Annotated in this window: 21 protein-coding genes and 1 pseudogene; 14 read left to right on the top strand and 8 right to left on the bottom strand. The window is 68.4% G+C overall.

Annotation, left to right across the window (positions count from 1 at the left end; genetic code table 11):
* Positions 1-10 precede the first annotated feature (10 nt).
* Positions 11-232 (top strand): integrase core domain-containing protein, encoded by a 222-nt coding sequence (locus tag IH26_RS0150500; protein ID WP_063763918.1) that lies wholly within the window; start codon positions 11-13, stop codon positions 230-232.
* 270 nt (positions 233-502) lie between these two features.
* Here IH26_RS0150500 and IH26_RS0150495 read toward each other — a convergent pair whose 3' ends face one another.
* Positions 503-1,501: a LacI family DNA-binding transcriptional regulator gene (locus IH26_RS0150495; protein ID WP_034218047.1), complete on the bottom strand. Its 999-nt coding sequence runs from the start codon at positions 1,499-1,501 to the stop codon at positions 503-505.
* Between the two features lie 397 nt (positions 1,502-1,898).
* Here IH26_RS0150495 and IH26_RS0150490 point away from each other — a divergent pair, with 397 nt between their 5' ends.
* From IH26_RS0150490 to IH26_RS0150470, 5 genes are all read left to right on the top strand, one after another.
* Positions 1,899-2,885: a sugar ABC transporter substrate-binding protein gene (locus IH26_RS0150490; protein WP_030443471.1), complete on the top strand. Its 987-nt coding sequence runs from the start codon at positions 1,899-1,901 to the stop codon at positions 2,883-2,885.
* 66 nt (positions 2,886-2,951) lie between these two features.
* The gene (locus tag IH26_RS0150485) at positions 2,952-3,998 is read left to right on the top strand and encodes an ABC transporter permease (RefSeq protein WP_030443470.1); all 1,047 of its coding nucleotides are present in this window, start codon (positions 2,952-2,954) and stop codon (positions 3,996-3,998) included.
* The gene (locus IH26_RS0150480; protein WP_084599840.1) at positions 3,995-4,870 is read left to right on the top strand and encodes an ATP-binding cassette domain-containing protein; all 876 of its coding nucleotides are present in this window, start codon (positions 3,995-3,997) and stop codon (positions 4,868-4,870) included. The genes IH26_RS0150485 and IH26_RS0150480 overlap by 4 nt, the downstream gene beginning before the upstream one ends.
* Positions 4,867-5,895, top strand: coding sequence for a Gfo/Idh/MocA family oxidoreductase (locus tag IH26_RS0150475; RefSeq protein WP_030443468.1), 1,029 nt, complete (start codon positions 4,867-4,869; stop codon positions 5,893-5,895). The genes IH26_RS0150480 and IH26_RS0150475 overlap by 4 nt, the downstream gene beginning before the upstream one ends.
* Entirely contained in the window at positions 5,892-6,704 is an 813-nt protein-coding gene (locus IH26_RS0150470; protein WP_211268919.1) for a TIM barrel protein, read from the top strand. Before IH26_RS0150475 ends, IH26_RS0150470 begins: the two co-directional genes overlap by 4 nt.
* 71 nt (positions 6,705-6,775) lie before the next feature.
* On the opposite strand, the pseudogene IH26_RS59150 reads toward IH26_RS0150470, so the two are convergent.
* A pseudogene (locus IH26_RS59150) lies at positions 6,776-7,265 on the bottom strand (IS1634 family transposase); the annotation flags it as partial.
* A gap of 176 nt (positions 7,266-7,441) precedes the next feature.
* On the opposite strand from IH26_RS59150, the gene IH26_RS0150460 reads away from it, so the two are divergent.
* Positions 7,442-8,014 (top strand): TetR/AcrR family transcriptional regulator, encoded by a 573-nt coding sequence (locus IH26_RS0150460; RefSeq protein WP_030443466.1) that lies wholly within the window; start codon positions 7,442-7,444, stop codon positions 8,012-8,014.
* A 298-nt stretch (positions 8,015-8,312) separates the two neighbouring features.
* On the opposite strand, the gene IH26_RS0150455 is transcribed toward IH26_RS0150460, so the two are convergent.
* From IH26_RS0150455 to IH26_RS64155, 5 genes are all read right to left on the bottom strand, one after another.
* Positions 8,313-9,305, bottom strand: coding sequence for an NADP-dependent oxidoreductase (locus tag IH26_RS0150455; protein WP_030443465.1), 993 nt, complete (start codon positions 9,303-9,305; stop codon positions 8,313-8,315).
* Positions 9,306-9,573: 268 nt separating this feature from the next.
* The gene (locus tag IH26_RS0150450) at positions 9,574-10,401 is read right to left on the bottom strand and encodes an enoyl-CoA hydratase/isomerase family protein (protein WP_030443464.1); all 828 of its coding nucleotides are present in this window, start codon (positions 10,399-10,401) and stop codon (positions 9,574-9,576) included.
* A 109-nt stretch (positions 10,402-10,510) separates the two neighbouring features.
* Positions 10,511-11,365: an alpha/beta fold hydrolase gene (locus IH26_RS0150445; RefSeq protein WP_030443463.1), complete on the bottom strand. Its 855-nt coding sequence runs from the start codon at positions 11,363-11,365 to the stop codon at positions 10,511-10,513.
* A gap of 46 nt (positions 11,366-11,411) precedes the next feature.
* On the bottom strand, positions 11,412-12,323 hold the full coding sequence (locus IH26_RS0150440; protein ID WP_030443462.1) for an alpha/beta hydrolase: 912 nt from the start codon (positions 12,321-12,323) through the stop codon (positions 11,412-11,414).
* A gap of 105 nt (positions 12,324-12,428) precedes the next feature.
* Complete coding sequence (locus IH26_RS64155; protein ID WP_281179865.1) at positions 12,429-12,560, bottom strand: hypothetical protein; 132 nt, start codon at positions 12,558-12,560, stop codon at positions 12,429-12,431.
* 158 nt (positions 12,561-12,718) lie between these two features.
* Between IH26_RS64155 and IH26_RS0150430 the strand changes: the two genes are divergently transcribed.
* The 3 genes from IH26_RS0150430 (at position 12,719) to IH26_RS0150420 (ending at position 15,619) form a co-directional block, all read left to right on the top strand.
* Positions 12,719-13,315: a TetR/AcrR family transcriptional regulator gene (locus tag IH26_RS0150430; protein ID WP_030443461.1), complete on the top strand. Its 597-nt coding sequence runs from the start codon at positions 12,719-12,721 to the stop codon at positions 13,313-13,315.
* A gap of 147 nt (positions 13,316-13,462) precedes the next feature.
* A complete protein-coding gene (locus IH26_RS0150425; RefSeq protein ID WP_051810003.1) occupies positions 13,463-14,350 on the top strand; it encodes an alpha/beta hydrolase in 888 nt (295 codons plus the stop codon).
* Between the two features lie 402 nt (positions 14,351-14,752).
* On the top strand, positions 14,753-15,619 hold the full coding sequence (locus tag IH26_RS0150420; protein ID WP_030443459.1) for an alpha/beta fold hydrolase: 867 nt from the start codon (positions 14,753-14,755) through the stop codon (positions 15,617-15,619).
* A gap of 480 nt (positions 15,620-16,099) precedes the next feature.
* Here the strand turns inward: IH26_RS0150420 and IH26_RS0150415 are convergent, their stop codons facing one another.
* A complete protein-coding gene (locus IH26_RS0150415; RefSeq protein WP_030443458.1) occupies positions 16,100-17,059 on the bottom strand; it encodes a GlxA family transcriptional regulator in 960 nt (319 codons plus the stop codon).
* Between IH26_RS0150415 and IH26_RS64365 the strand changes: the two genes are divergently transcribed.
* The 4 genes from IH26_RS64365 (at position 17,021) to IH26_RS0150390 (ending at position 22,843) form a co-directional block, all read left to right on the top strand.
* A complete protein-coding gene (locus IH26_RS64365) occupies positions 17,021-18,874 on the top strand; it encodes a nuclear transport factor 2 family protein (RefSeq protein ID WP_157437842.1) in 1,854 nt (617 codons plus the stop codon). The genes IH26_RS0150415 and IH26_RS64365 overlap by 39 nt on opposite strands.
* A gap of 551 nt (positions 18,875-19,425) precedes the next feature.
* On the top strand, positions 19,426-20,253 hold the full coding sequence (locus IH26_RS0150400; protein WP_030443456.1) for an enoyl-CoA hydratase/isomerase family protein: 828 nt from the start codon (positions 19,426-19,428) through the stop codon (positions 20,251-20,253).
* 90 nt (positions 20,254-20,343) lie between these two features.
* Entirely contained in the window at positions 20,344-22,392 is a 2,049-nt protein-coding gene (locus tag IH26_RS0150395) for a 3-hydroxyacyl-CoA dehydrogenase NAD-binding domain-containing protein (RefSeq protein ID WP_030443455.1), read from the top strand.
* A 136-nt stretch (positions 22,393-22,528) separates the two neighbouring features.
* Positions 22,529-22,843, top strand: coding sequence for a hypothetical protein (locus IH26_RS0150390; protein WP_030443454.1), 315 nt, complete (start codon positions 22,529-22,531; stop codon positions 22,841-22,843).
* Positions 22,844-23,216: the final 373 nt, after the last annotated feature.

Genomic DNA, 23,216 nt, shown 5'->3' with positions numbered 1-23,216 from the left:
GGGCCGCAGCCTGCGTCAGGAGTGCACCGACCGGCTGTTGATCTACCAGGAACGGCACGCCCTCGCGGTGGTCGGCGAGTACGTGAACCACTTCAACGACCACCGCCCGCATCAAGCCCGGCAACAGCTACCGCCGAACCACGACCCGGCCGTCGTGATCGCGATGGACGCCCCGGTACGACGCCGGCAACGCCTCGGCGGTGTGATCAACGAGTACCACCGCGCAGCCTGATGAGATCTTCAAAGTGCCAGCTCACGGGCACGCACGGAGTTTCGGCACGGCCCGCGTTCGCCGAGTCGTGGGCAGGACTGCTCGAGGCGCCGCCGGTTGGCGTCGCGGCACCCGCACCGCTTGAAGATCACACCCGGACCCGACATCACGCACACCCGCTTTGCTGTTCACCGACTTTGTTTCACGGTGAGTCTGCGGGGCCGACGTGGCAGTCACTCTGCGGGGTGATGCCCGTGGGATGTCCTTCGCGTGGCTAGTTGTGATGCGCGGTCATGCAGTGGATGGAGGTGGTGGCCCGGTCGTGCCTCGCACGACCAGCGTGGGCGGGACCACGGTCTCGCGGGCGAGTGACGGGCCATCGGCGTCAAGTCGGCTGAGCGCGTGGTCGACGGCGAGGCGGGCCATGACCTTGGCGTCTTGGCGCACGGTGGTGAGATCGACGTGCGAGAACGCGGCGATGTGGGCGTCGTCGAACCCGATGACGGAGACGTTGTCCGGAACGTGCAGTCGTGCCCGGAAAAGAGCGTCGAGCACACCCGTCGCGCAGCGGTCGTTGAAGGCCAAGATGCCGGTCGACGGGGGCAGGGTGGTCAGTAGTTGCCTGGTCGCCCGGGCCCCGTCGTCGTCGGTGAGCCCGCCGTGGACGATCCGCTCGAATTCGGCGAGGCCGTGTCGGCGCATGGCGTCGCGGTAGCCCTTGCGGCGCTGCGCGGCGCCCGGGGCGGTGCCGCCGTCGACGTGCGCGATCCTGGTGTGCCCCAGTTCTACCAGGTGGTCGACGGCGAGCTGGATGCCTCGTACGTCCGCGGTGCGCACGACATCCAGTGTGGGATCGGCGACGCCGCGGGCCACCACGGTGACGGGTAGCCGCTCGGCGAGCTCGAGCAGCTGCCGCTTGGGCGTCTGCGGGCCGAGCAGGATGAGCGCCTCGCACCGCTCGGCCAGCAGGGTCTCGATTGCGCGTGCCTCGGCCCGGGTGCCGGTGATGGCGCTGAGGACGACCTCGTAGCCGGCGGTGTCGGCGGCCGAGTAGATGCCCTCGACCAGGTCGGAGTGGAAGGGCTGCTGGACGGCGAACGTCACGCCGAGCAGGTTCGTCCGCTCCTGGCGCAGGACCCTGGCCCGGGCATCCGGGACGTAGCCGAGCTCGCGGGCCACCTGGAGCACACGCTCCCGGTTGGCGGGGCTCGCTCCTGGCCGCCCCCGCATCACCAGCGACACCAGCATCGTGGAGACACCGGCCCGCTCCGCAACATCGGCAAGCGTCACCCGTCGCGGCTCGCGCGGCCGCCGCCGAGATGGGTTCGCTGTCACGGGCTCTCTCCGGGAAGTCGCGGAAATGCTACAGCAACGAGTCCGACACGAAGTTGATGTCGGGTCTTGACGTCTCACGGCCGAGCCATCATAGTTCACTCAGCTTTTAGCGTTAAAGGTCAAGCGGCAGGCGGTGTGACTCTGGTCACTAGCCAGCTGCCGACCGCGTACGCCCGCCGCCGCGGTGCTCCCGCTGCCACAAGCAGCGCCACCAGTGGGTCCCTGCCCCCATCGCATCCCGTGCCTCTTCCACCCACGCCCGCCGGTCGTCGCGGGCCCGCATGCCTTTGTCCCGCCGGAATACGGCGATCAGTGCCTGGTCTGCATAGCAGCGGGCAGAAAGGGAACGATCATGAACAAGAGGTTGAGGCACGCCGCGCTGGCAGCGGTGCTCGTGTTGCCCCTGGCCGCCTGCACGTCGACCAGCGACTCGTCCACGCCGGCGGCGAGCGCCGCCCCCGCCGCCGGGGGCTCCGGCTACCCGTACAAGTTCGCCGTGGTCACACACGGCAGCGCCGGCGACGCGTTCTGGTCAGTGGTCAAGGCCGGCGCGGTCAAGGGCGGCCAGGACGAGGGCGTCACCGTCGACTACCAGAGCGACGGCGACCCCACCAAGCAGGCACAGCTGATCGACGCGGCGGTGAACCAGAAGGTCGACGGGCTGGTCGTCTCGATGGCCAACCCGGACGCGCTGAAGGCCTCGATCCAGAAGGCGGTCGCGGCCGGGATCCCGGTCATCACCATCAACGCCGGGCTGGCCCAGTCCAAGGAGTTCGGCGCGCTCGTGCACGTGGGGCAGGACGAGACGGTTGCCGGGCAGGCCGCGGGCGAGAGGCTGAAGGACGCCGGCGTCAAGCACCTGCTCTGCGTCATCCAGGAGGCCGGCAACGTCGCCCTCGAGACGCGGTGCAGCTCGGCCAAGGCGGGCCTGGGCGGCACCACCGACAATCTGCAGGTCGACAACAACAACCCGACCGCCGCTCAGGCGACCATCAAGGCGAAGCTGCAGGCCGACAAGAGCATCGACGGGGTCCTGACCCTCGGCGGTCAGATGGCCGTGATCGCCTCGCAGGCGATCGCCGACGCAGGCTCCTCGGCGAAGCTCGCGACGTTCGACCTGAACTCCGACGTGACGTCCCTGCTCACCAGCGGGAAAGCGCTGTTCGCGGTCGACCAGCAGCCGTTCGCCCAGGGCTACATGCCGATCGTCCTGCTCACCCTCTACAAGTCCAACCTCAACCTCATCGGCGGCGGGCAGCCGGTCCTGACCGGCCCGAGCTTCGTGACGCCCGACAACGCGGCCCAGGTCGCCAAGCTCGCGGAATCCGGCACTCGCTGACCAGCGACCGTGTGGGGCCGGCCGGCCCCACCCGGCACCGCCCACTCACCGTTGGAGGCACCCACGATGGTGGCCACGACAGCCGGAGCCGACGAGCGGATCGCCCGCCTCGGGCTGCTGCGCCGGCTCCTGCTCAAACCCGAACTGGGGGCACTGATCGGCGCCGTCCTGATCTTCGTCTTCTTCTCGTCGCTCAGCGACGTCTTCTGGTCGTTCAGCGGCGTCGCAAACTGGCTCGACCTCGCCTCGAACCCGATCGGCATCATGGCCGTCGCCGTGGCGCTGCTGATGATCGGCGGCCACTTCGACCTGTCCGCCGGCACGATGGTCGGCACCGCCGGCCTGGCGACCGCCATCCTCACCCAGAACGCCCACACCGTCATCTGGGTGGCGATGCTCGAATCGCTGATCCTGTGCCTGGCCATCGGGTTCCTCAACGGGTTCCTGGTGGTCCGCACCGGCCTGCCGAGCTTCATCATCACGCTCAGCACGTTCCTCGGCCTGCAGGGCCTGAACGTCGGCCTCACCAAGCTCATCACGAACACCGTGCAGGTCCAAGGCATCGACAAGGAGCCGTACGTCTCCGGGCCGCACGCGCTGCTGGCCAGCAACATCACCATCGCCGGCCAGCCCATCCCGATCGCGGTCTTCTGGTGGCTGCTGTTCACGGCCGTCGGGTCCTGGGTGCTGTTCCAGACCCGTTTCGGTAACTGGATCTTCGCGATCGGCGGCGACAAGAACGCCAGCCGCAATGTCGGAGTCCCCGCCGCGCGGACTACCATCATCCTGTTCATGACCGTGTCGTTCGCGGCCTGGTTCGCCGGCAACACCATCGTGCTGCGGTTCAACTCGATCCAGGCCGTCGCGGGCGTCGGGCAGGAGCTGGTCTTCATCGTCGCCGCGGTCATCGGCGGGTGCCTGCTCACGGGCGGATTCGGTTCCGTGGTGGGAGCCTCGATCGGCGCGCTCATCTTCGGCATGACCTCGGCCGGGATCGTCTACGCCAACTGGGACTCGGACTGGTTCCGGTTCTTCCTCGGCGGAATGCTCCTGGTCGCCGTCCTGGCCAACCAGTTCGTCCGCGGCCTCGGCGCCCGCAGGAGATCGCTATGACCGACCCGATCCTAAAGTTGCGCGGTGTGTCGAAGTTCTTCGGCAGCGTCATCTCCCTCAAGAACATCTCGACCAGCGTGCGGGCCGGCGAGGTCACCTGCGTGCTCGGCGACAACGGCGCGGGCAAGTCCACGCTGATCAAGATCCTGTCCGGCGTGCACCAGCCCGACGAGGGCCAACTGCTCCTGGACGGCGCGCCGGCGACGTTCGCCAACCCGCGGCAGGCGCTCGACGCCGGCATCGCCACGGTCTTCCAGGATCTCGCGATGATCCCCCTGATGTCGGTGTGGCGGAACTTCTTCCTCGGCTCCGAACCGCGCAAGGGCTGGGCCCAGCTCCGCCGGATCGACCGGGCCGAAGCCCGCGCGATCGCCCGGCGCGAACTGCGCGACATGGGCATCGACATCCGCGATCCCGACCAGACCGTCGGCACCCTGTCCGGCGGCGAGCGGCAGTCCGTCGCGATCGCTCGCGCCGTCCACTTCGGCGCCCGCCTGCTCATCCTCGACGAGCCCACCTCCGCCCTCGGCGTCAAGCAGGCCGGGGTCGTCCTGAGATACATCGCCCAGGCCCGCGACCGAGGCCTCGGGGTCATCTTCATCACCCACAACCCGCACCACGCCTACCCCGTCGGCGACCGTTTCCTGCTGCTCAATCGTGGCCACTCGATGGGCGACTACGCCAAGGCCGACATCAGTCGCGACGCCATGACGGCCCTCATGGCCGGCGGCGCCGAGCTCGAGGAACTCACCCACGAACTCGAACGCAGCGGTCCCGCCGAAAGCTCGATCGCCCGGGCCATCGCCGAGGACGTCGCTGCCCTCGGCATCCACGAAAACACCCCCACCAGCACCACGAGCGAGGAGTCATGACCGCTACCACCTCCGCCCCGACCCGGGTCGCCCTCATCGGCGCGGGACGCATGGGCAGCTTCCATGCGGAAAGCCTCGCCCGCCGGATCCCCGACGCCGAACTGGCCGTCATCGCCGACCCCGCCGACGGCGCCGCCCAGCGCCTTGCGGCAACGGTGGGCTGTCCGAGATGGACCGGCGACCCCGCGGAGGCGATCGTCGATCCCTCGATCGACGCGGTCGTCATCGTCGCCCCGGCGCGGACCCATGCCGCACTCGTGGTCGCCGCGGCCCAGGCCGGCAAGGCCGTCTTCTGCGAGAAGCCGATGGCGCTCACCCTCGACGAGGCCGACCGGGCGATCGTCGCCGCCAAGGACGCCGGCGTCGCGCTGCAGGTCGGATTCAACAGACGGTTCGCCGCTGACTTCCGGGCCGCCCACCAGGTCGTGACGGCCGGCGGAATCGGCACACCGCAGCTGCTGCGTTCGGTCACCCGGGACCCCGGCCTGGCCAATCCCGAGCGTGTCCCACCGTGGACGATCTACCGGGAGACCCTCATCCACGACTTCGACGCTCTGCTGTGGCTCAACCCCGGCGCGCGCCCGGTCGACGTGTACGCGGTGGCCGACGCCCTGGTCGCGCCCGCCTACAAGGCGTCGGGCCTGCTCGACACGTCGGTCGTCGTGATCCGTTTCGACAACGGCGCCATCGCCACCGCCGAGGCCAACTTCTCCGCCGCATACGGGTACGACGTCCGCGGCGAGGTCTTCGGCTCGGCCGGCATGGTCACCGCAGGCGCCCACGCGCAGACGTCGATGCGGCACTACACCGCCAGCGGGATCCGACAACAGACCGTACGAGGAGACGCCGCCCTGTTCCACGACGCCTACACCGCGGAAATGGCCGCCTTCATCGGAGCTGCCCGCAACGACACGACGCCAGAGGTCACCGGGCATGACGCACGGGCGGCCCTGGTTCTCGCCCTGGCAGCGATCGAGTCTGTCAAGGCCGGCCGGCCCGTCCCGATCAGCGAGGTCGACGCGTGACCGGGTTCACCCTCGCCGCTTCCTCCGAGATGCTCTTCCTCGACCTGCCTCACCTGGACCGGGTGCGGCGCCTCCACGAGCTCGGGTTCGCCGTCGAGATCTGGGACTGGACCACCAAGGACATCGACGCGCTCGCGGCCACCGGCGCCACCTTCACCTCCATGACCGGATACATCACCGGCCGGCTCGCCGACCCCGACGGCGCCGACGAACTGCTGCGAACCGTCGGGCAATCCATCCCGGTTGCGCACAAACTCGGCAGTCCCGTGCTCAACCTGCATGGCACCGGCCTGGACAACCGCGGCCTGCCCGCCGTCCCGTCATACCAGGTGACCGGCGCCGAGTGGCTCAAGGCCGGCGAAACCCTGCACCGGATCGCCGAACTCGGCCGCCGCGAAGGCGTCACCTTCGTCCTGGAAAACCTCAACGTCGACGTCGACCACCCGCACACACCCTTCGCCCGGGCGGCGGACGTGCTCACCCTCGTCGAAACCGTCGACAGCCCGCATCTACGGATGATGTTCGACGTCTACCACGCCCAGATCGGCGAGGGAAACCTGATCCAGCTGCTACGCCGGGCCGGCCACCTCATCGGCGAGGTCCAGGTCGCCGACGTCCCCGGCCGCTGCGAACCCGGCACCGGTGAGATCAACTACCCGGCGATCGCCCGGACCCTCACCGAGATGGGCTACCACGGCACCGTCGGCCTCGAAGGCTGGGCCGCCGGCGACCCCGTCGTCGCGCTGGAACGATTCCGGAGAACATTCACCATCCCCGCGTTGGCGGAGGATCCTGGCGCCTCCCACTGACGTCCGGTTCAGGCCTACCAGCATGGGGCGCCGCCACCGCCGCGTCGACCACGTCGCCGGTGCTGACAGTAAGGGACGTCGGGGATGCGGGCGCCGAGGATGAACGACAGTCCGGCGTCCTCGATCGCTCTGGTTCGCCGCCGAGATCATGCCCGCGTCGGCCACCACCGTCACGTCCGGTAGGCGGTGCGCTGCCATGAACGCCCGGATCGTTGGGAGCATTGTGGTCGTCTCGGCCTTGTTGCCCTCGAACGCCTCAACCATCAGCGGGAACCCGGACGCATCGGTCAGCAGACCGATGGTGATCTGCGGCTCCAGACGGCAGTCCTTGGAAAACCCCAGCTCGCGGCACCCGTCGCCGGCATCGGTCTCGAATTACAGCGTCGATACGTCGTAGAGCACCAGCGACGCCGGGCCCAGCCCGGCCTGCGTGGCACACGCCGCAGCCAGCCGCTGCCGCCATGTCGGGTCGGCGAACATCGACAGCCGCCGTTTGGCGGTGGCGTACGACGGTGGGTTCACACCCGCTTCCTCAAGGACTCGCAGGCTGTCGAGCTTGCTGCGGCCACATCACCGGCTCCTGATCGATGGCGGGGCAGCTCAAGGTCGTCTGAACCCGCCTCCGGGGCGGGCCGGGATCATCGATCGGTTTGTTCGCTGATCGTAATATTACGCACGTAAGGCTATAGTTGCGGGTGAGCGCCGTAAGGCCCTTGGCGAGCGATTGGAGGTGCCCGGTGGCGCGTTACGACAAGGAGCACAAGCGGGCGACGCGGCAGCGGATCATCAAGGTGGCCGGTCATCGGTTCAAGCAGGACGGTATCGATGGTTCCGGCGTCGCCACCTTGATGGCGGACGCGGGATTGACCAACGGCGCGTTCTACGCCCATTTCGCGTCCAAGGACGACCTGGTCGCCAACGTGGTCGCCGACCAGTTGGGCTCCCAGGCCGAGAGTTTCAGCGCGTTGCCACCCGGCCGGGCGGGACTGGAAGAGTTCCTGCGCGAGTATCTGTCGCCGCAGCACCGGGACAACCCCGCCGACGGATGCCCGTCCGCCGCGCTGCTCGACGAGATCGGGCGCTGCCCGACCGCAGCCAAGGATGCCTACACCGACGGTGCGCGGGTCATCGTCGACGAGATCGCCGGCCGCCTGGCTCCTGACGATCCGCAATCCGCGCGGGCGAAGGCGCTCGGGCTGTACACGATGGCGGTCGGCACACTGCAGCTGTCCCGCTCCCTGTCCGACCCGAAGTTCGCCGACGAGGTCCTCGAATTGGGTATGCAGAACGCCCAGGAGTTCCTTCGCTGAGCATGGCGCCGCAGCAGCCCGGATGCCGTCCGGGCGGCCCCCACGACCGTCGGTTCGACAGCATTAGGGGCCGCCTCTTGTCGACGAACTGCGCGTGAAACGGGAAGATCCCGCCGTGCCCCGCGTCGGGTAGATCAATCACCAGATCGCTGTCCGGCAGCCGTCGTGCCCGGTCGAGCGGGTTCCGGGTCGGCACCATCCGGTCGCTTTCGCCGTTGGCCACGAGTACGTCTGGCCGATGACGGAGCCGTCCCGGCTGGGGACGGTCAACGGCAGTGCGGCTGCACCGGCGTCGTGGTCAGCGGGTGATCACGATCTTGCCGTTGGCCTTGCCCTGTTCGACGTAGGCGAGGGCGTCGAGGGTGTCGTCGAAATCGAAGGTGCGGTCGAGGACGGGGCGCAGGGTGCCGGCGTCGTAGAGTGCTGCCAGGGCCTTGAGCTGGGTGCCGTCGGCGTGCATGAAGAAGAACGAGTATCGGACGCCCAGTCGCTTCGCCCGGCGGCGGACTTTGCGGCTGAGCAGGGCCATGACCGGTTTGAGCAGCGGCTGGCCGAGCTGTGCGGCGAAGGCCGGGTCGGGTGGGCCGACCACGCTGATGGCGAGTCCGCCGGGCTTGAGGATCGTCAGTGATTTTTCGAGGCTGGCCGGGCCGAGGGAGTCGAGGACGACGTCGTAGCCGTGGAGGACGTCGGTGAACTCGGTGGTGGTGTAGTCGATGGCTTCGTCGGCGCCGAGGTCTCGGACTTTGTCGAGGTCGCGGGTGTGGGCGGTGGTGGCGACGTACGCGCCGAGATGTTTGGCGAACTGGATGACGGTCGAGCCGAGGCCGCCCGCACCGGCGTGCACGAGCACCTTCTGCCCGGGGCGTACGTCGGCGAGGTCGACGAGGCTCTGCCAAGCGGCGAGCGCCACCAGCGGTACGGCGGCGGCCTCGGCGAAGGAGAGCGAGGCGGGCTTGATGGCCACGTCGTCGGCGTCGATCGCGATCGATTCGGCGAAGGTGCCGGTCCGCAGGTCGCGTGGTCGTGCGTAGATCTCGTCGCCGGCCTTGAATTCGTGCACGTCGGCGCCGACTCGGGTGATGATTCCGGCGACGTCGTGGCCCAGGGTGAACGGGCGCTGGTACTTCAGGAGTTGCTTGAACTCGCCGTTGCGCACCATCTTGTCGAGGGGGTTGACGCTGGCGGCCTTGACGTCGACCAGGACGTCACGAGGCCCTACCGGGGGTGTGGGGATGTCGGCCGCGCGGAGCCCGTCGGGTCCGTAGTGGGTGACGACGAAGGCCTTCATGGTGACTCCTGGTCGATCGGTGAGGTGGAGTGTGCAGGAGCGCTCGCGATGGTCATGGCGTTGGGCGGGCGGCTGGATCTGTACCCGGCCCGCGGCGTGTGCGCGGCGAATCGCCCCGGCGCCGGCCACCAGCGGGCCGATACCAGAGCCCGTCGACGTCGTCGTCCTGCCCGAGCCGGTGTCCGGCCGTCTCGATGATTCGCCGCCGGTCGCCTGGTGGTGCTGCGCCCCCGTACCGTGGCATTCGCGCGGCCGGTCACGCGGGGAATCAGATCTGCTGGTTGGCGACGCCGAGGTAGTCGCCCATGCGCAGTTCCACGTCGAGGCCCTTCTGTTCGGCGAGCTTTCCCATTTCCTGGGCGCGCGCGGCGAATGCGGGCGAGGTCAGCGACGTGGCGAATGCGGTGTATGCCGCGAGCAGTTCGGTCCGCGGCGGCAGCGTCGCCTGGTTGATCTGCGCCTTGGCGGCCTGCAGCGTGCCCTTGTCAAACGATGCCAGGCGTGACGCCATCGCGTCGACGAAACCGTCCAGGTCGGCGTCGGGTACGGCCCGGGTCACCCAGCCGGATTGGTGCGCCGTGTCGGCGTCGTAGTCGTCGGCGGACAGCACGACTTCCAGGGCCCGGTCGCGGCCGAGCAGGCGGGTCAGGCGTTGGGTGCCCCCGCCGCCGGGGAGGATGCCGATACCGACCTCCGGCTGGCCGAACACCGCCTGCTCGCGGCTGGCGTAGCGCAGATCGCACGCCAGGGCCAGCTCGTTACCCGCGCCGCGGGTCCGGCCGCGGATGGCGGCGATGCTGATGAACGGTGCCGTGGACAGCCGCTCGACAAGGTCGATCCAGGCGGGTGTGGCGTCCGCGTCCTGGGTCAGCAGTTCGCCGGCTTGGGCGAGATCGAAGTGGTTGATGAAGAAGCCGGGCGTGTCGCTGGTGAAGACGACGACCTGAACCCGCGGATCGTCGCTGAACTGGGTGATCACCTCGCGCAGCCGGTGGACGGTCTCCGGAACCATCAGGTTCACCGGCGGGTTCGCGAACGTGACAGTGCGGATCTTGGGTGTCGGTGCTTGCACGCTGATCGTGCTGGGCTGGGTCATCGCGGTCTCCTTGAGGTGTCGGGTCGGGGAAGGCCTTTTCCGGCCGGGGTGAGACGAGGCGGCGGCCTGCCAATCCGGCCCGTTCACCGAGCCGTATCGGCGGGCTGGGTCAGGCGGCGAGGAAGGTGGTCACGTCCGCGACGAAGGTCTTGGCGTGTTGGAACATCAGGGCGTGCCCGGCGTCGCCGTAGATGATCAAGGTGGCCGCGTCGAGGTACCGGATCGCCGCGTACGAGTTGTAGGCGGGCACCATCACGTCGTGCTGTCCGCAGATGTACAGCAGGGGGTGTTTGATGGCTTCCAGTTCCGCTCGCACCTGCTCCGGCGTGACTTGAAGGAGTTGGCTCACCGCGGTGAACATGCCCTGGGCGGTGGTCTCGGACACGGCCGGGCCGCCGGCGTTCAGGCGGGTCGAGATGTGGTCGAGGTGCCGTCGTCCGGCGGCGCGTCCGGTTTCGGTGTCGGGGTAGAACAGGTACAGCAGGTCGTCCGCGTTGCCGCCGCCCGGCTTTTGCATGATGGCCACGACCTTCTCGTTCATGGCCGGGGCCCCGGGCAGCCAGCCGTTCGGGCCGCTTCCCGCCACGACGAGCCGGCGCACCAGTTCCGGGCGGCGCAGGGCGATGCGCTGGGCCACGAAGCCGCCCATCGACCAGCCGAGCAAGTCGACCTGGGGCAGGCCGAGGGTCTCGATGAACTCGATGGCGCCGTCGGCGAATCCGTCCAGGGAGTCGCGGGGCTCACCGGTGGAGTAGCCGGTCCCGACGGTGTCGAAGAGGATCACGTCGTGGTCAGCGGCGAGTAGGTCCAGGAACTCCGGGTCCCACCAGTCGATGGTGGCCCGGAATCGGTTCAGCAGCACCACCGGTGTCCCGCCCGGCCGGCCGATACGCCGGTAGGTGAACGTGGCGGAAGGGCCCTCCACCGACAGGTTCTCGGCTTTGTCAGCCAGAAAAGTACTCATGACGCTGTCCTTTTCGGTTGTTGGGATGACGGGTGAGGTCCGCCGTTCAGGCGCCGAGGTGCCGGCGCAGCCACTGGCCCATCTGCCCGATTGCCTGGTCGACTTCGGGTACGCGGTCGGCTGCGAGGATGAACGAGTGCTGTCCCTGGGGCATCGGGTGGACCTCGGAGGTGACCTTGAATTCGGTGAGGCGTTGGGCAAGTTCGGCGCCGTCGCCGGCGAGGGTTTCGTACTCGCCGTAGTGCACGACGGTGGGTGGCAGGCCGGTCAGGTCGGCGTTGACGAGGCTGATCCGCGGGTCGGCGAAGTCCAGGGCCGGGTCCTGCAGCCAGGCTCCCCGGAAGAGTTCGAGGGTGGTGCGGCTGAGCATCTTGTCGTGTTCGGCGTTCTCGTCGACCTTGGGGTTGGCGATGGTGAGATCGGTCCACGGGGAGATGCTGACGATCGCGCCGGGGGTGGGTTCACCGTTGGCGAGCAGCCGTAGCGGCAGCATGATCGCGAGGGTGCCGCCGATGGAGTGGCCGGTGCTGCCGATGTGCTGCGGCTGGTAGCCCTGTGCCAGCAGCCACCGGTAGGCGGTCTCGGCGTCGTCGAGTTGTGCCGGGTAGGGGTGTTCGGGGGCCAAGCGGAAATCCACGACCAGCGAGCGGATCCCGGCGGCCTTCGCGATGTGCCCGGCGGCCTTGCGGTCCGAATGCATCGACGCGGTGACCGAGCCGCCGAAGTGGAAGTGCAGCAGCGCCCGGTCGGGGTCGGCGCCGGCGGGGATGCACCAGAGGGCGGGGACGCCGCCGGCGTCGACCTCGGCGTAGGTGACGCCCTCCGGCTCGGTTGACGCCAGGTGGTGCGTTTCGACGATGTCGCGGACGATGCCCAGGTCCAGGCCGGGCGTGGACGATTTGGCGCGCACGCTTTCCAGGAACTGCGCGAACTGCTGCGCCTGGGGACTGATTTCCACGATGACACTCCTGTCTGTGCTCGGGCACGCTCGTCGCGCCCAGCCGGTTCGGTGATGCAACAAGGTGCTTGGTCTGCCGTACAGCCGTGTTCGCCGGCTCGACGGTCAGCGTCGGCTCGGCATCCGGTTGAGGTTGCGGACGCTGCTGTCGAAGGTCCGGGCCGGCGCGATGTGGCGCAGCACGCTGATGCCCGTGGACGCACCCGTCACGAGTGCCACCAGCCGTGTCGCTGTCATCGTCGGTTCCCCGGTCGTTTGTATTACGCTCATACGACCATAGGGCGGGAGGAGGCGTCGGGCAATAGGTTGGAAGAAATTAAATTACGGCCGTACGCTCAATGTGGGCCCGGAGGCGGCGACCAGCCGTCGGCCGGACGAGTGAAGGAGCGTGCGGGGTGCGGTACGGCAGGGAGCGCAAGCAGGAGACGCGGCGGCGCATCATCGAGGCGGCTGGGCGCCGATTCAAGGCCGACGGCATCGACGGCTCGGGGATCGCCGCGCTCATGGCTGACGCGGGCCTGACCAACGGCGCCTTCTATGCCCACTTCGACTCCAAGGACGACCTGGTCGCCACCGCGGTCGCCGACCAGCTCCGCGAGCAGTGCGAGGCCCTCGGCGCGGCGGCGCCCGGCCATGCCGGGGTCGAGCAGATCCTGCGTACCTATCTCTCGGTCCAGCACCGCGACAGCCCCGAGCACGGCTGCCCGTCGGCCGCGCTGCTCGACGAGATCGCCCGTTGCGCGGACGCGACCAAACGGGCGTACACCGACGGTGTCCTCACCGTCATCGACGACGTCGCCGCCCGGGTGGCGCCCCAAGACCCGCGATCGGCACGGGTGCAGGCGTTCAGCATCTACGCTCTGATGGTGGGTACGCTGCAACTCTCCCGCGCCCTGGCCGATCGGCACCTCGCGGACGTCGTCCTCGAGCAGGGCATCCAGAGCGCCCTCACACTGCTCGGCACCGAAGGCCGGCGACAGGACGCCGGTTGAGCAGAAGCGTCAGCGTCTCACGCGCAGCGCCGGAGCCCCCATCCTGGACGCGTTCCTCGCGCTGATGCGCGGCGAGAACCACGGCACGATGATCGTCAAACTCTGAACCGACAGCAGGCAGCAGAGCGCGAGGCGGGAGTGGGCGACATGGCACAGCTGCTCGCGGGGTTCGCACCAGTCGAGGTGGACGTCGACGGGATCCGCATCACCGGCCGCACAGCCGGCACCGGACCACCGGTCCTGCTGCTGCACGGCTATCCGCAGACGCACGTGATGTGGCATCAGGTCGCCCCGATCCTGGCCGAGCGCCACACCGTCGTGCTGGCGGACCTGCGCGGCTATGGCGGATCCACGAAACCGGCTGCGGGAACCGACCATGCCGAGTACAGCAAACGAACGATGGCCGCGGACCAGGTCGCGGTGATGGCGAGTCTCGGTTTCGACCGCTTCGCCGCGGTCGGACACGACCGTGGCGCAAGGGTCGTGCACCGGATGTGCCTCGACCACCCCGATCGGGTCAGCCGTGCCGCCGTCCTGGACATCGTGCCCACCCGGCACGTCTTCGCCACCGCGGACACAGCCCTCGCGATGGCCTACGAACATTGGTTCTTCCTGGCCCAGCCGCCCGGCTTCCCGGAGCACCTCATCGCCGGCGACCCCGAGTTCTACCTCCGGGCAAAGCTGGCCGCCTGGTCCGCCGGCGGCCACCCATTCGACGAGACCGCCGTCGAGCAGTACGTCACGCACTTCCGCGACCCCGCCGCCATCGCGGCGAGCTGCGAGGACTACCGCGCGGCGGCCACCATCGACCTGGAGCACGACGACGCCGGCTACACCCGCGGCGACCGGATCACCTGCCCGCTGCTCGTGACGTGGGGCACCGCGGGATTCGTCGGCCGGCACTACGACGTCGCCGCCGTCTGGCAGTCCTACGCCACCGACGTGTCCACGACCGCCATCGCCTCCGCCGGACATTTCCTCGCCGAGGAAGCGCCCGCCGCCACAGCCGCCGCCCTGTCGCAGTTCCTCCGGTAGCCGTCTCTCGCCGACTTCGTCAGCCAGCCTGCCATCGAGTGTGTTCAGCTGCGCGACGGTGTGGCGCCCGAGGCCGGCGGGGACGTCGAAGGCCGCCACGGTGAGGATCTCGCATTTCGGCGCGCTCGCCCAGCCCGTTGGGAGAGGCCAGGCCCTTCCTCGGATGGGCTGTCGCTCCCGCGTCGCACCGTCGTTCGGGCACGGGGGCGGCTCGAAAGGGCCGTCCTTGCGGTAGCGCTCGACGAGGAAACCCTCGTATGTCTGCTAGCTGCATTTGATGAGCTCCGGGGCTTGCGCAGCAATTATATTACGGTCATACTTTGATCACGCGCTGGGCGCGTCACCTCGCTCCATCGCACTGGGTCCGCCTCGCTCGAGAGTTCATCAGACAAGGAGATAGTCATGGACAACAGTCAGGAAGCACGTCACGGTGTGGTGACGTCATACAAGTCCGCGCCGACCCGCACGATCTCCGCCGGTGGCGTCGAGTTCGCCTACCGCGAGCTCGGCCCGAAGACCGGCGTCCCGCTGGTGCTGGTCACCCATCTGGCCGCGGTGCTGGACAACTGGGACCCCCGGGTCGTCGACGGCCTCGCCACCAAACACCACGTCATCGCGTTCGACAACCGGGGCGTCGGCGCCTCCACCGGCACCACCCCGAAGACCATCCAGGCGATGGCGGCCGACGCTCTCACCTTCATCCACGCGCTCGGCCTGACCCAGGTCGACCTGCTCGGCTTCTCCATGGGCGGCATGATCGCCCAGGTGATGGTGCAGAGCGACCCTCAGCTCTTCCGCAAACTGATCCTCGCCGGCACCGGCCCGGCCGGCGGCGAGGGCATCAAGAACGTCACCAAACTTTCGCACCTCGACACCGTCCGGGCGCTACTCACCTTCCAGGACCCGAAACAGTTCCTCTTCTTCACCCGGACCCCGAACGGCCGCCGGGCCGGCAAGGAGTTCCTGGCCCGGCTGAAGGAACGCACCGAGAACCGCGACAAGCCGATCAAGCTCAAGTCCTACTTCTCCCAGCTCGACGCCATCCACGCCTGGGGACTGGAACGCCCACACGACCTCTCCGTCATCCGTCAGCCCGTGCTCGTGGCCAACGGCGACACCGACCGGATGGTGCCCACCTCGAACTCACTCGACCTGGCCAGGCGCCTGCCGGACAGCGAGCTGGTGATCTACCCCGACGCCGGGCACGGCGGCATCTTCCAGTTCCACGCCCAGTTCGTCGCCAAGGCCCTCGACTTCCTCCAGCGATAGGGCCGCACGAGGTGGCCCCCTCGACGGCCACGGCCGAAGGGACAAACTTCAAATCCGCCTCCGGGTTCACTCCCTGCCTGAAGGTGTTGCTCCGCCGTCCGCTGAGCCACAGGACGTGCCCGAGGCGGAAGAGCATCGGACACACATGGGCCGGCGCCTCGGCCACTATCGGGGCCGCTGACATCGCGGTCCTTGTCTCGAAGCAAGGGCAAGACGATGGACGAAATTAAATTACAACCATACTCGCAACTTGGTCGGGTCGGCGGAAGACTTGGCCGGCCAACGGGGGAAGGATTGTCTACAGCCCAAGCGCAGTCCCTCGCGGGGGTGTCGCGATGCTGAGGCGACAGGTGTTCGCCGAGGAAATACTCCAGCCCTTCGCCGCCTGGCGCCAGCGCGGATGACGGCCGCGCCCGCCGGGTCGGCACCGTATCGGTCCTCCGTTCCCCGCCGGGGCGAGACAGCGGCAGAGCCGTTCGGTCACCGGTTCTGTGCCAGCGCTCCCCGGAAGGTGCGCCGGTAGGCGATCGGTGAGACGCCGATGGCCGCGTGCAGGTGCTCGCGCAGCGACGTGCCGCCGGCGAAGCCGACCTGGACGGCGATCTCGTCGACCGCCAGGTCGGTGGATTCCAGAAGGTGTTGTGCCCGGTCGATGCGTTGCTGGATGAGCCAGCGCCCCGGGCTTATGCCGACTTCTTCGTTGAAGCGGCGGGCGAAGGTGCGCAGGCTCATGCGGGAGTGCTCGGCGAGGTCGGTCAGGGTCAGTGGCAGGTGGAGGTTCTGCAGCGCCCACTGGCGTGCGGCGGATGTGTCGTTCGCCGTGGCATCGGGGACCGGGCGGACGATGTATTGCGCCTGGCCCCCGTCGCGCCACGGGGGGACGACGCACATGCGGGCCACATGGTTGGCGAGTTCGCTGCCGTGGTCCTTGCGGACCAGGTGCAGGCAGATATCGATGCCGGAGGCGGCGCCGGCCGAGGTCAGCACGTCACCCTCATCGACGAACAGCACGTTCGGGTCCAGGTCCACCTGCGGATACCACTCACGGAAGACGTCCGCGGCGGCCCAGTGCGTAGTGGCCCGCCGCCCGTCCAGCAGCCCCGCCGCGGCCAGCACGAACGCGCCGGTGCAAATCGACACTATCCGGGCGCCGGGGGACACGAACGCCAGGGCTTGCCCCACGTCGACCGGCGTTTGACGACTGAAGTCGGTGGTACCGAACGGCGGGATGACCACGGTGTCGGCGGTGCGCAACACCTCCGGCCCGTGGTCGACGGTGATCGAGAAGTCGGCGTTGGTGCGAACCGGGCGACCGTCGGCGGTGCAGGTCACCACCTCGTAGCGGCCATCGGCGACGCCGAAGACCCGCGTGGGGATGCCCAGGTCGAAGGGGTACACGCCGTGGGATGCGAGGACGACAACTCGATGCACGTCGCTCATGGCAGGATCCCGTCGAAAATTGGCGATCCTGCCATGGTAGCGGAAGCCCGCCGCGAGCACGATGATCACATGACGAAGCCGGAAACCATGCGGGCCATCAGCCAGGACACCTACGGACCCCCCGACGTGCTTCAGGAGACACTGATTCCCAAACCGGCGCCGGGACTGAGTGAGATCCTCGTCGCGGTCCACGCCGCCGGCGTCAACCCGACCGACTGGAAGAACCGCGCCCAGCCCATGACCGTCGCCCAGATGCCACTGGTGCTCGGCTGGGACGTCTCCGGCGTCGTCGAGGCCGTCGGCACGGGCGTCACCATTTTCAAACCCGGCGACGAGGTCTTCGGCATGCTGCCCTACCCGGGCGGAGTCGGCGCACATGCCGAATACGTGACCGCGCCCGCCCGCGCTTTCACGCATAAGCCCGCCGGCATCGACCACGTCCAGGCCGGCGCCCTGCCGCTGGCCGCGCTCACCGCCTACCAGGCACTGGTCGAGACCGCCGACGTCCAGCCGCGGCAGCGGGTCCTGATCCACGCTGCGGCCGGCGGCGTCGGTCACCTCGCCGTGCAGATCGCCAAATCCCGCGGCGCATACGTCATCGGCACCGCCAGCACCGCCAAACACGACTTCGTCCGCTCCCTGGGCGCCGACGAGGTGATCGACTACCACAGCGTCGACATCGCCCAGACCGTCACGGACATCGACGTGGTTCTCGACCCGGTCTCGTTCGACCCGGTCGGCCGCGCCCGCTCGCTGGCCGTGCTGCGCCCGGGCGGCACCCTCGTCTCAATCCTGCCCGTACCCGTCGACCCTGCCGAACTAGCGGCGATCGCCGAGCGCGGCATCCGCTACGAGTCGCTGCTGGTCGAGGCCGACCACGCCGGCATACAGGCCATCGCCGCCCTGGTCGAGACCGGCGCGCTGCGCGCGCACATCGAGGCCATCTTCCCCCTCGACCAGGCCGCCAAAGCCCACGCCCTCGGCGAAACCGGCCGCACCACCGGCAAAATCGTGCTCACCGTTGCCGAGGCAGGGAAGGCGCAGATCGCCGCCCAGGTCCTCAAAGCCGTGTTTACGGGAGGCGACACGGCCGTCATCGACCGGGTCGTACGGCCGGACTACATCCAGCACAACCCCCTCGCGCCCGACGGCCCCGAGGCCATGAAAGCCTTCGGTGCCGGAATGCAGCAGCAGTTCCCGGACGCCGTGCACCACGAAAAGCGGGCTTTCTCCGACGGTGACATGGTGCTCCTGCACTCCCACAGCGTCCTCGTCCCGGGCACCCCGGGAATGGCCGTGTTCGACATCTTCCGCTTCCAGGAGGGGAAGATCGCCGAGCACTGGGACGTCCTGCAAGAAGTCCCAGCGACCACGGCCAGCGGCAACGACATGTTCGCCACCCTCAGCGGTCCGCAGACCGAGGCGCCAGGACAGCGGTGGTACACCGCCTACAACAAGAAACTGGTCACAGCCTTCTTCGACCAGCTCATGGTGAACAAGGACCTGACCGCCATCGACACCTACATCGGCACCGAGTACCACCAGCACCACCCGGACACCCCCGACGGTGCGGCAGGCGCGAAAGCCGGCCTCGGCGCGTACTTCGCACAGTTCCCGCAGCTCAGCGTGGTGCCGAAGCGGGTCATCGCCGAGGGCGACCTGGTCGCCGTCCACAGCCACTACATCGACACACCGGGCGCGCCTGGCTGGGCGGTCCTCGAACTCTTCCGCGTCAGGGACGGAAAGATCGTCGAACACTGGTCCGCCGCGCAGGCCGTGCCGGAGAACTCCGCTAACGACAACACCATGTTCTGACGGCTGCGGGGGCCGTCACGGTCCGCCGGACGCCCGGCGCGGACCGGGCGGCTGCGCTGGAGCCGGTGTTGCGCAAGACCCCGCGGTGGGGAGCCATTCAGCTCGGGCGCATGAACAAGACGTTCCTGCGGATGAACCGCAGCGGCGTTACCTTCGTCGCCACCCTCAACGGTTCGGCTCTCGGTCTCGACGCCGCGCTCGCCTAGTACTGCAACCCGATGCCCGAGATCCTGCTCGGAGTCATGACGGGCGGTGGCGGCAGCCCCCGCCTGACCGCCTGATCGGCACCCACAAGGCCCTGGTCGCCCTCCTCGAGGGCACGCCGCTCACGCCCGCCCAGTCTCTCGCGAACGGGGCCGTCGACCATGTCGTCCCGCAGCACGAACTGCTCGCGAAAGCCACCGAACTCGGCCAATGAGGCCATGCACCGGCAATGGCTGCGACCCATGCCTGGCGACGGGCCTCGTTGGTGCACGCACCCAGACACAGACCAGCTTTCCGCGCTGTACAGCCCACGCTGAGTGGTCCTGCAAACCTTCAAGGAGAACGCGATGACCCAGTCCAGCACGATCAGCTTCGAACGACTGACCCCGCAGATCCGGAAGATCACGTTCGCGAACCCTCCGGTGAATCTGATGCTGCCGGAGACCGTCGCAACGCTGCGCGATCTCGTGGTGGAGATGACCGAGGACCCGCAGGTGCAGGTCGTCGTCTTCACCAGCAGCACCCCCGACTACTTCTTCAACCACTTCGACCTCACCCAGGCGGCCGGCTTCGTCCCGGCCGAGGGCTCGCTGCCGGCCACCGTTGATCTCGTCCTGCGGCTGTCGAAGGCGCCGTTCATCAGCATCGCCGCCATCCGCGGGCGGACTCGAGGCGGCGGCAACGAACTGGCGCTGGCCTGCGACCTGCGCTACGCCAGCCGCGAGCACGCGGTGTTCGGCCATCCCGAGGTCGGCGGTGGCCTGCTTCCCGGCGGCGGCGGCACCGAACGCCTCCCTCGGCTGATCGGCCGGGACCGGGCGTTGGAAGCCATCCTCAGCAGCGACGACTACGACGCCGATCTCGCCGAGCGCTACGGCTGGGTCACCCGCGCCATGCCCGACGCCGAACTGGACAGCTTCGTCGACGCCCTAGCGGCCCGCCTCGCCTCCTTCGACAAGACCGCACTGGCCGCCGCCAAGGCACAGGTCAACCGGGCATCTCTGCCGCCGGACGCCGACCTGGTCACGGCGTACGGAGAATTCCTGACCTCGCTCACCTGGCCGGGATTCCAGGACCGGGCGCCCGGCTTCGGCAAGCTCGTCGCCGACCTGGGCGCCGATGAGGTGGAGCTACACCTCGGCAAATACCTCGGCGCCGCGAACCAGCAGGCATAGCCCTCCTTTCCCCGCGATGACGCCAACTCGTGGACATTGATTAAATTACGAACATAATCCGACAACCTTGGTAGCAGAAGGGACGTCACCATGGCACCCACCAACCCGACCGAGATCGTCACGCACGCCAGGCTGAGCTCGGTCACCGTGCCCGGCCTGGACCGGCCGGCCGCGCTGATCACGCTCGACAACGGGTTCGACCACACCATTCCCAACACGTTCGGGCCCGGCGGGCTGGCCAGCCTGTCCGAGGCGATCGATGCCGCGCTGGCCGCCCAGCCGTCCTTCATCGCGGTCACCGGCAAGCCGCACATCTTCCTGGCCGGCGCCGACCTGGGCAGCTTCGCGACGATGATGACCAGTCGGGACCAGGTGTTGGAGATCGGCAGGATGGGCCAGACGGCCTTCGCCAAGCTGCGCGAGAGCAGCGTGCCGACCTTCGCCTTCGTCAACGGCGTGGCGGTGAGCGGTGGCCTGGAGGTCGCGATGCACTGCCATTACCGCACCCTGTCCAGCGACATCACCACGCTGGGCATGTTCGAGGTGGGCCTCAGCCTCGTCCCGTGCTGGGGCGGCTCGCAGCTGCTGCCGAACCTGATCGGGATCACCCCGGCGCTCCAGGTGATCGTGCAGAACCCGCTGATGCAGAACACGTTGCTCAATGGCCGGCAGGCCGCGGAGTTCGGCATCGGCGACATCCTGCTGGAGCCGGAGGACTTCCTGCAGCGCTCGCTGGAATGGGCCGCAGGAGTCGTCAACGGCACCATCACGGTCCGCCGGCCGGAGATCGACCGCTCCGCGACGTGGGACGCGGTGCTCGGCTCCGCCAAGGTGGAGCTGGACAAGAAGCTGCACGGTGCGATGCCGTCGGTCGACAAGGCGATGAAGCTGCTCGCACTCGCCAAGGACGGCGTCACGCAAGCCAATCTGGACGCCGAGATCGAGGCGCTGGCCGACCTTGCCTTCACCCCCGAGCTGGCCAGCTCGCTCTACGCCGTCGACCTGGTGCGGCGGCAAGCCAAACAGCCGACCGGCGCACCGGACCCGGCGCTGGCCCGCAAGGTGACCAAGGTCGGCATCATCGGCACCGACCCGATGGCGTCCCAGCTCGCTCTGCTGTTCACCCGCCGGCTGAAGGTCCCGGTGGTGCTCACCGACCCTGACTCCGAGCGGCTGGACAAGAGCGTCGGCGAGGTGCACAGCGAGATCGACAAGCAGGTCGCCAACGGCACGATGTCTACCGGCAGCGCGGCGGAACTGCGCAGCCTGGTGTCCGGATCGGTGGACAGGTCAGCGTTCTCCGACGCCGACCTGGTGATCGAGACGGTCTTCGACGACCTGTCGGTCAAGAAACAGGTATGGGCCGAGATCGAGAAGATCGTCACGCCGGAGTGCGTTCTGGTCACCACCACCTCGTCGCTGTCGGTGACCCAGATGGCCGCCGACCTCGAACACCCCGAGCGGGTGGTGGGCCTGCACTTCTTCGACCCGGTCACGATGACGCCGCTGCTGGAGATCGTACGGGCGGAGCACACCAACGACGCGACCCTCGCGACCGCGTTCGCGGTGGGCACCCAGCTCGAGAAGAGTTGCGTGCTGGTCAAGGACGCCCCGGCGTTCGTGGTGAACCGGGTGTTGGCCCGGCTCGTCGGCGAGATCTTCCGGGCCGTCGACGCCGGCACCGCGCCGGAGGTCGCCAACCGCGCGCTGGACCCGCTGGGCCTGCCGATGCGACCGTTCACATTGCTCGACCTGATCGGCCCGGCAGTCGCCGCGCACGTCGGCGGGGTGCTGCACGAGCAGTTCCCGGACCGGTTCGGCGTCAGCGACAACCTGTCGGTCATCGCGAGTTCCGGCAAGCCGCTGCTGATCGACGACGAGCTGAACCCCGAGGTCGTGGCGCTGTTGACGGTCGGAAACCAGCCGCTGACCGAGGAGCAGGTGCGGACCGACGTACTGGAGGCGCTGGCGCAGGAGATCCGGCTGATGCTGGACGAGGGTGTCGTGGCCGAAGCGGCCGACATCGACCTGTGCATGATCCTCGGCGCCGGCTGGCCCTTCCACCTGGGCGGCATCACCCCTTACCTTGATCACTCCGGAGTCGCCGAGCGAGTCACCACCCGCCGCTTCGGGAGCTAGCCCCAACGCCGCTCGGTTAGGGCGGGTGGCACGGGCGGCCCTTCGCGAAGTGATCATGTGTCAGGGGCGCGGGCGAGACTGCCGTGTCGTGCGCCCATGGCCGCATATCGACACGCCCGAGGGCAGGATGTGATCCATGCCCGCCATTCCCGAGTCCACCAAGATCTCTCTGGCGCAGCGGCTGCGCGAGCACGCCAAGCTGAAGCGGCCGCAGCTGGCCGCGGTGGATGTGCGTTACCGCGGCCAGTTCGCGTACGTCACCGGTGAACTCACCGACGGGGACCAGATGCCGCTGATGCGGCTACGGTACGGCGGGTCGGCGCACCGCTGGGGTACCGCGATCTACGTGGCCAGCAGCAACAGCTACGAGAGTCAGGTCTGGTTCAGCGGCACCACTGAAGAAGCCTTCGACTTCGTCTGCGACATCCACATCGGCACCATCACACCCTGACCCCACCCGTCACCCGTCAACCCCCGACGGACTTACGGCTCGGACCACTAAGTCACCTCATCCATCGCGGAACCGGCAAGATCATGAACGCGTTCAAATTCTTGAGGTCCTACTCTTGAACGTGTTCACGAATCTTGTCCGGCGAGCTTGAACGTGTTCACATACGCGGCGCCCAAACCAAGCAGTCGTGGCGGAACTCCCTGGTTAGGAGGTGGGATGGGGTTTTCGGCACGCACAGCGCTATCCTCCTGACTCTTGACTCGCACGGGGATGACACCGATGCTTGTGGGAGCGCTCCCATCGACCTACCTCTATGAGTGGTGATTCCCGTGCGTAGGGTTCTGCTCTCCGTCATCCTCGCGATCGCCGCCGG

The organism is Actinoplanes subtropicus, from assembly GCF_000721705.1.
GTDB lineage: Bacteria > Actinomycetota > Actinomycetes > Mycobacteriales > Micromonosporaceae > Actinoplanes > Actinoplanes subtropicus.
Note: the sequence above shows the minus strand (reverse complement) of the source record. Positions and strands in the feature narration are given on the sequence as shown.

Excerpts from the sequence above, each read along its gene's own strand:
- IH26_RS0150490 (WP_030443471.1), top strand. The coding sequence starts at position 1,899 with ATGAACAAGAGGTTGAGGCACGCCGCGCTGGCAGCGGTGCTCGTGTTG.
- IH26_RS0150485 (WP_030443470.1), top strand. The coding sequence starts at position 2,952 with ATGGTGGCCACGACAGCCGGAGCCGACGAGCGGATCGCCCGCCTCGGG.
- IH26_RS0150480 (WP_084599840.1), top strand. The coding sequence starts at position 3,995 with ATGACCGACCCGATCCTAAAGTTGCGCGGTGTGTCGAAGTTCTTCGGC.
- IH26_RS0150475 (WP_030443468.1), top strand. The coding sequence starts at position 4,867 with ATGACCGCTACCACCTCCGCCCCGACCCGGGTCGCCCTCATCGGCGCG.
- IH26_RS0150455 (WP_030443465.1), bottom strand. The coding sequence starts at position 9,305 with ATGAAGGCCTTCGTCGTCACCCACTACGGACCCGACGGGCTCCGCGCG.
- IH26_RS0150450 (WP_030443464.1), bottom strand. The coding sequence starts at position 10,401 with ATGACCCAGCCCAGCACGATCAGCGTGCAAGCACCGACACCCAAGATC.
- IH26_RS0150445 (WP_030443463.1), bottom strand. The coding sequence starts at position 11,365 with ATGAGTACTTTTCTGGCTGACAAAGCCGAGAACCTGTCGGTGGAGGGC.
- IH26_RS64155 (WP_281179865.1), bottom strand. The coding sequence starts at position 12,560 with ATGACAGCGACACGGCTGGTGGCACTCGTGACGGGTGCGTCCACGGGC.
- IH26_RS0150425 (WP_051810003.1), top strand. The coding sequence starts at position 13,463 with ATGGCACAGCTGCTCGCGGGGTTCGCACCAGTCGAGGTGGACGTCGAC.
- IH26_RS0150420 (WP_030443459.1), top strand. The coding sequence starts at position 14,753 with ATGGACAACAGTCAGGAAGCACGTCACGGTGTGGTGACGTCATACAAG.
- IH26_RS0150415 (WP_030443458.1), bottom strand. The coding sequence starts at position 17,059 with ATGAGCGACGTGCATCGAGTTGTCGTCCTCGCATCCCACGGCGTGTAC.
- IH26_RS0150400 (WP_030443456.1), top strand. The coding sequence starts at position 19,426 with ATGACCCAGTCCAGCACGATCAGCTTCGAACGACTGACCCCGCAGATC.
- IH26_RS0150395 (WP_030443455.1), top strand. The coding sequence starts at position 20,344 with ATGGCACCCACCAACCCGACCGAGATCGTCACGCACGCCAGGCTGAGC.
- IH26_RS0150390 (WP_030443454.1), top strand. The coding sequence starts at position 22,529 with ATGCCCGCCATTCCCGAGTCCACCAAGATCTCTCTGGCGCAGCGGCTG.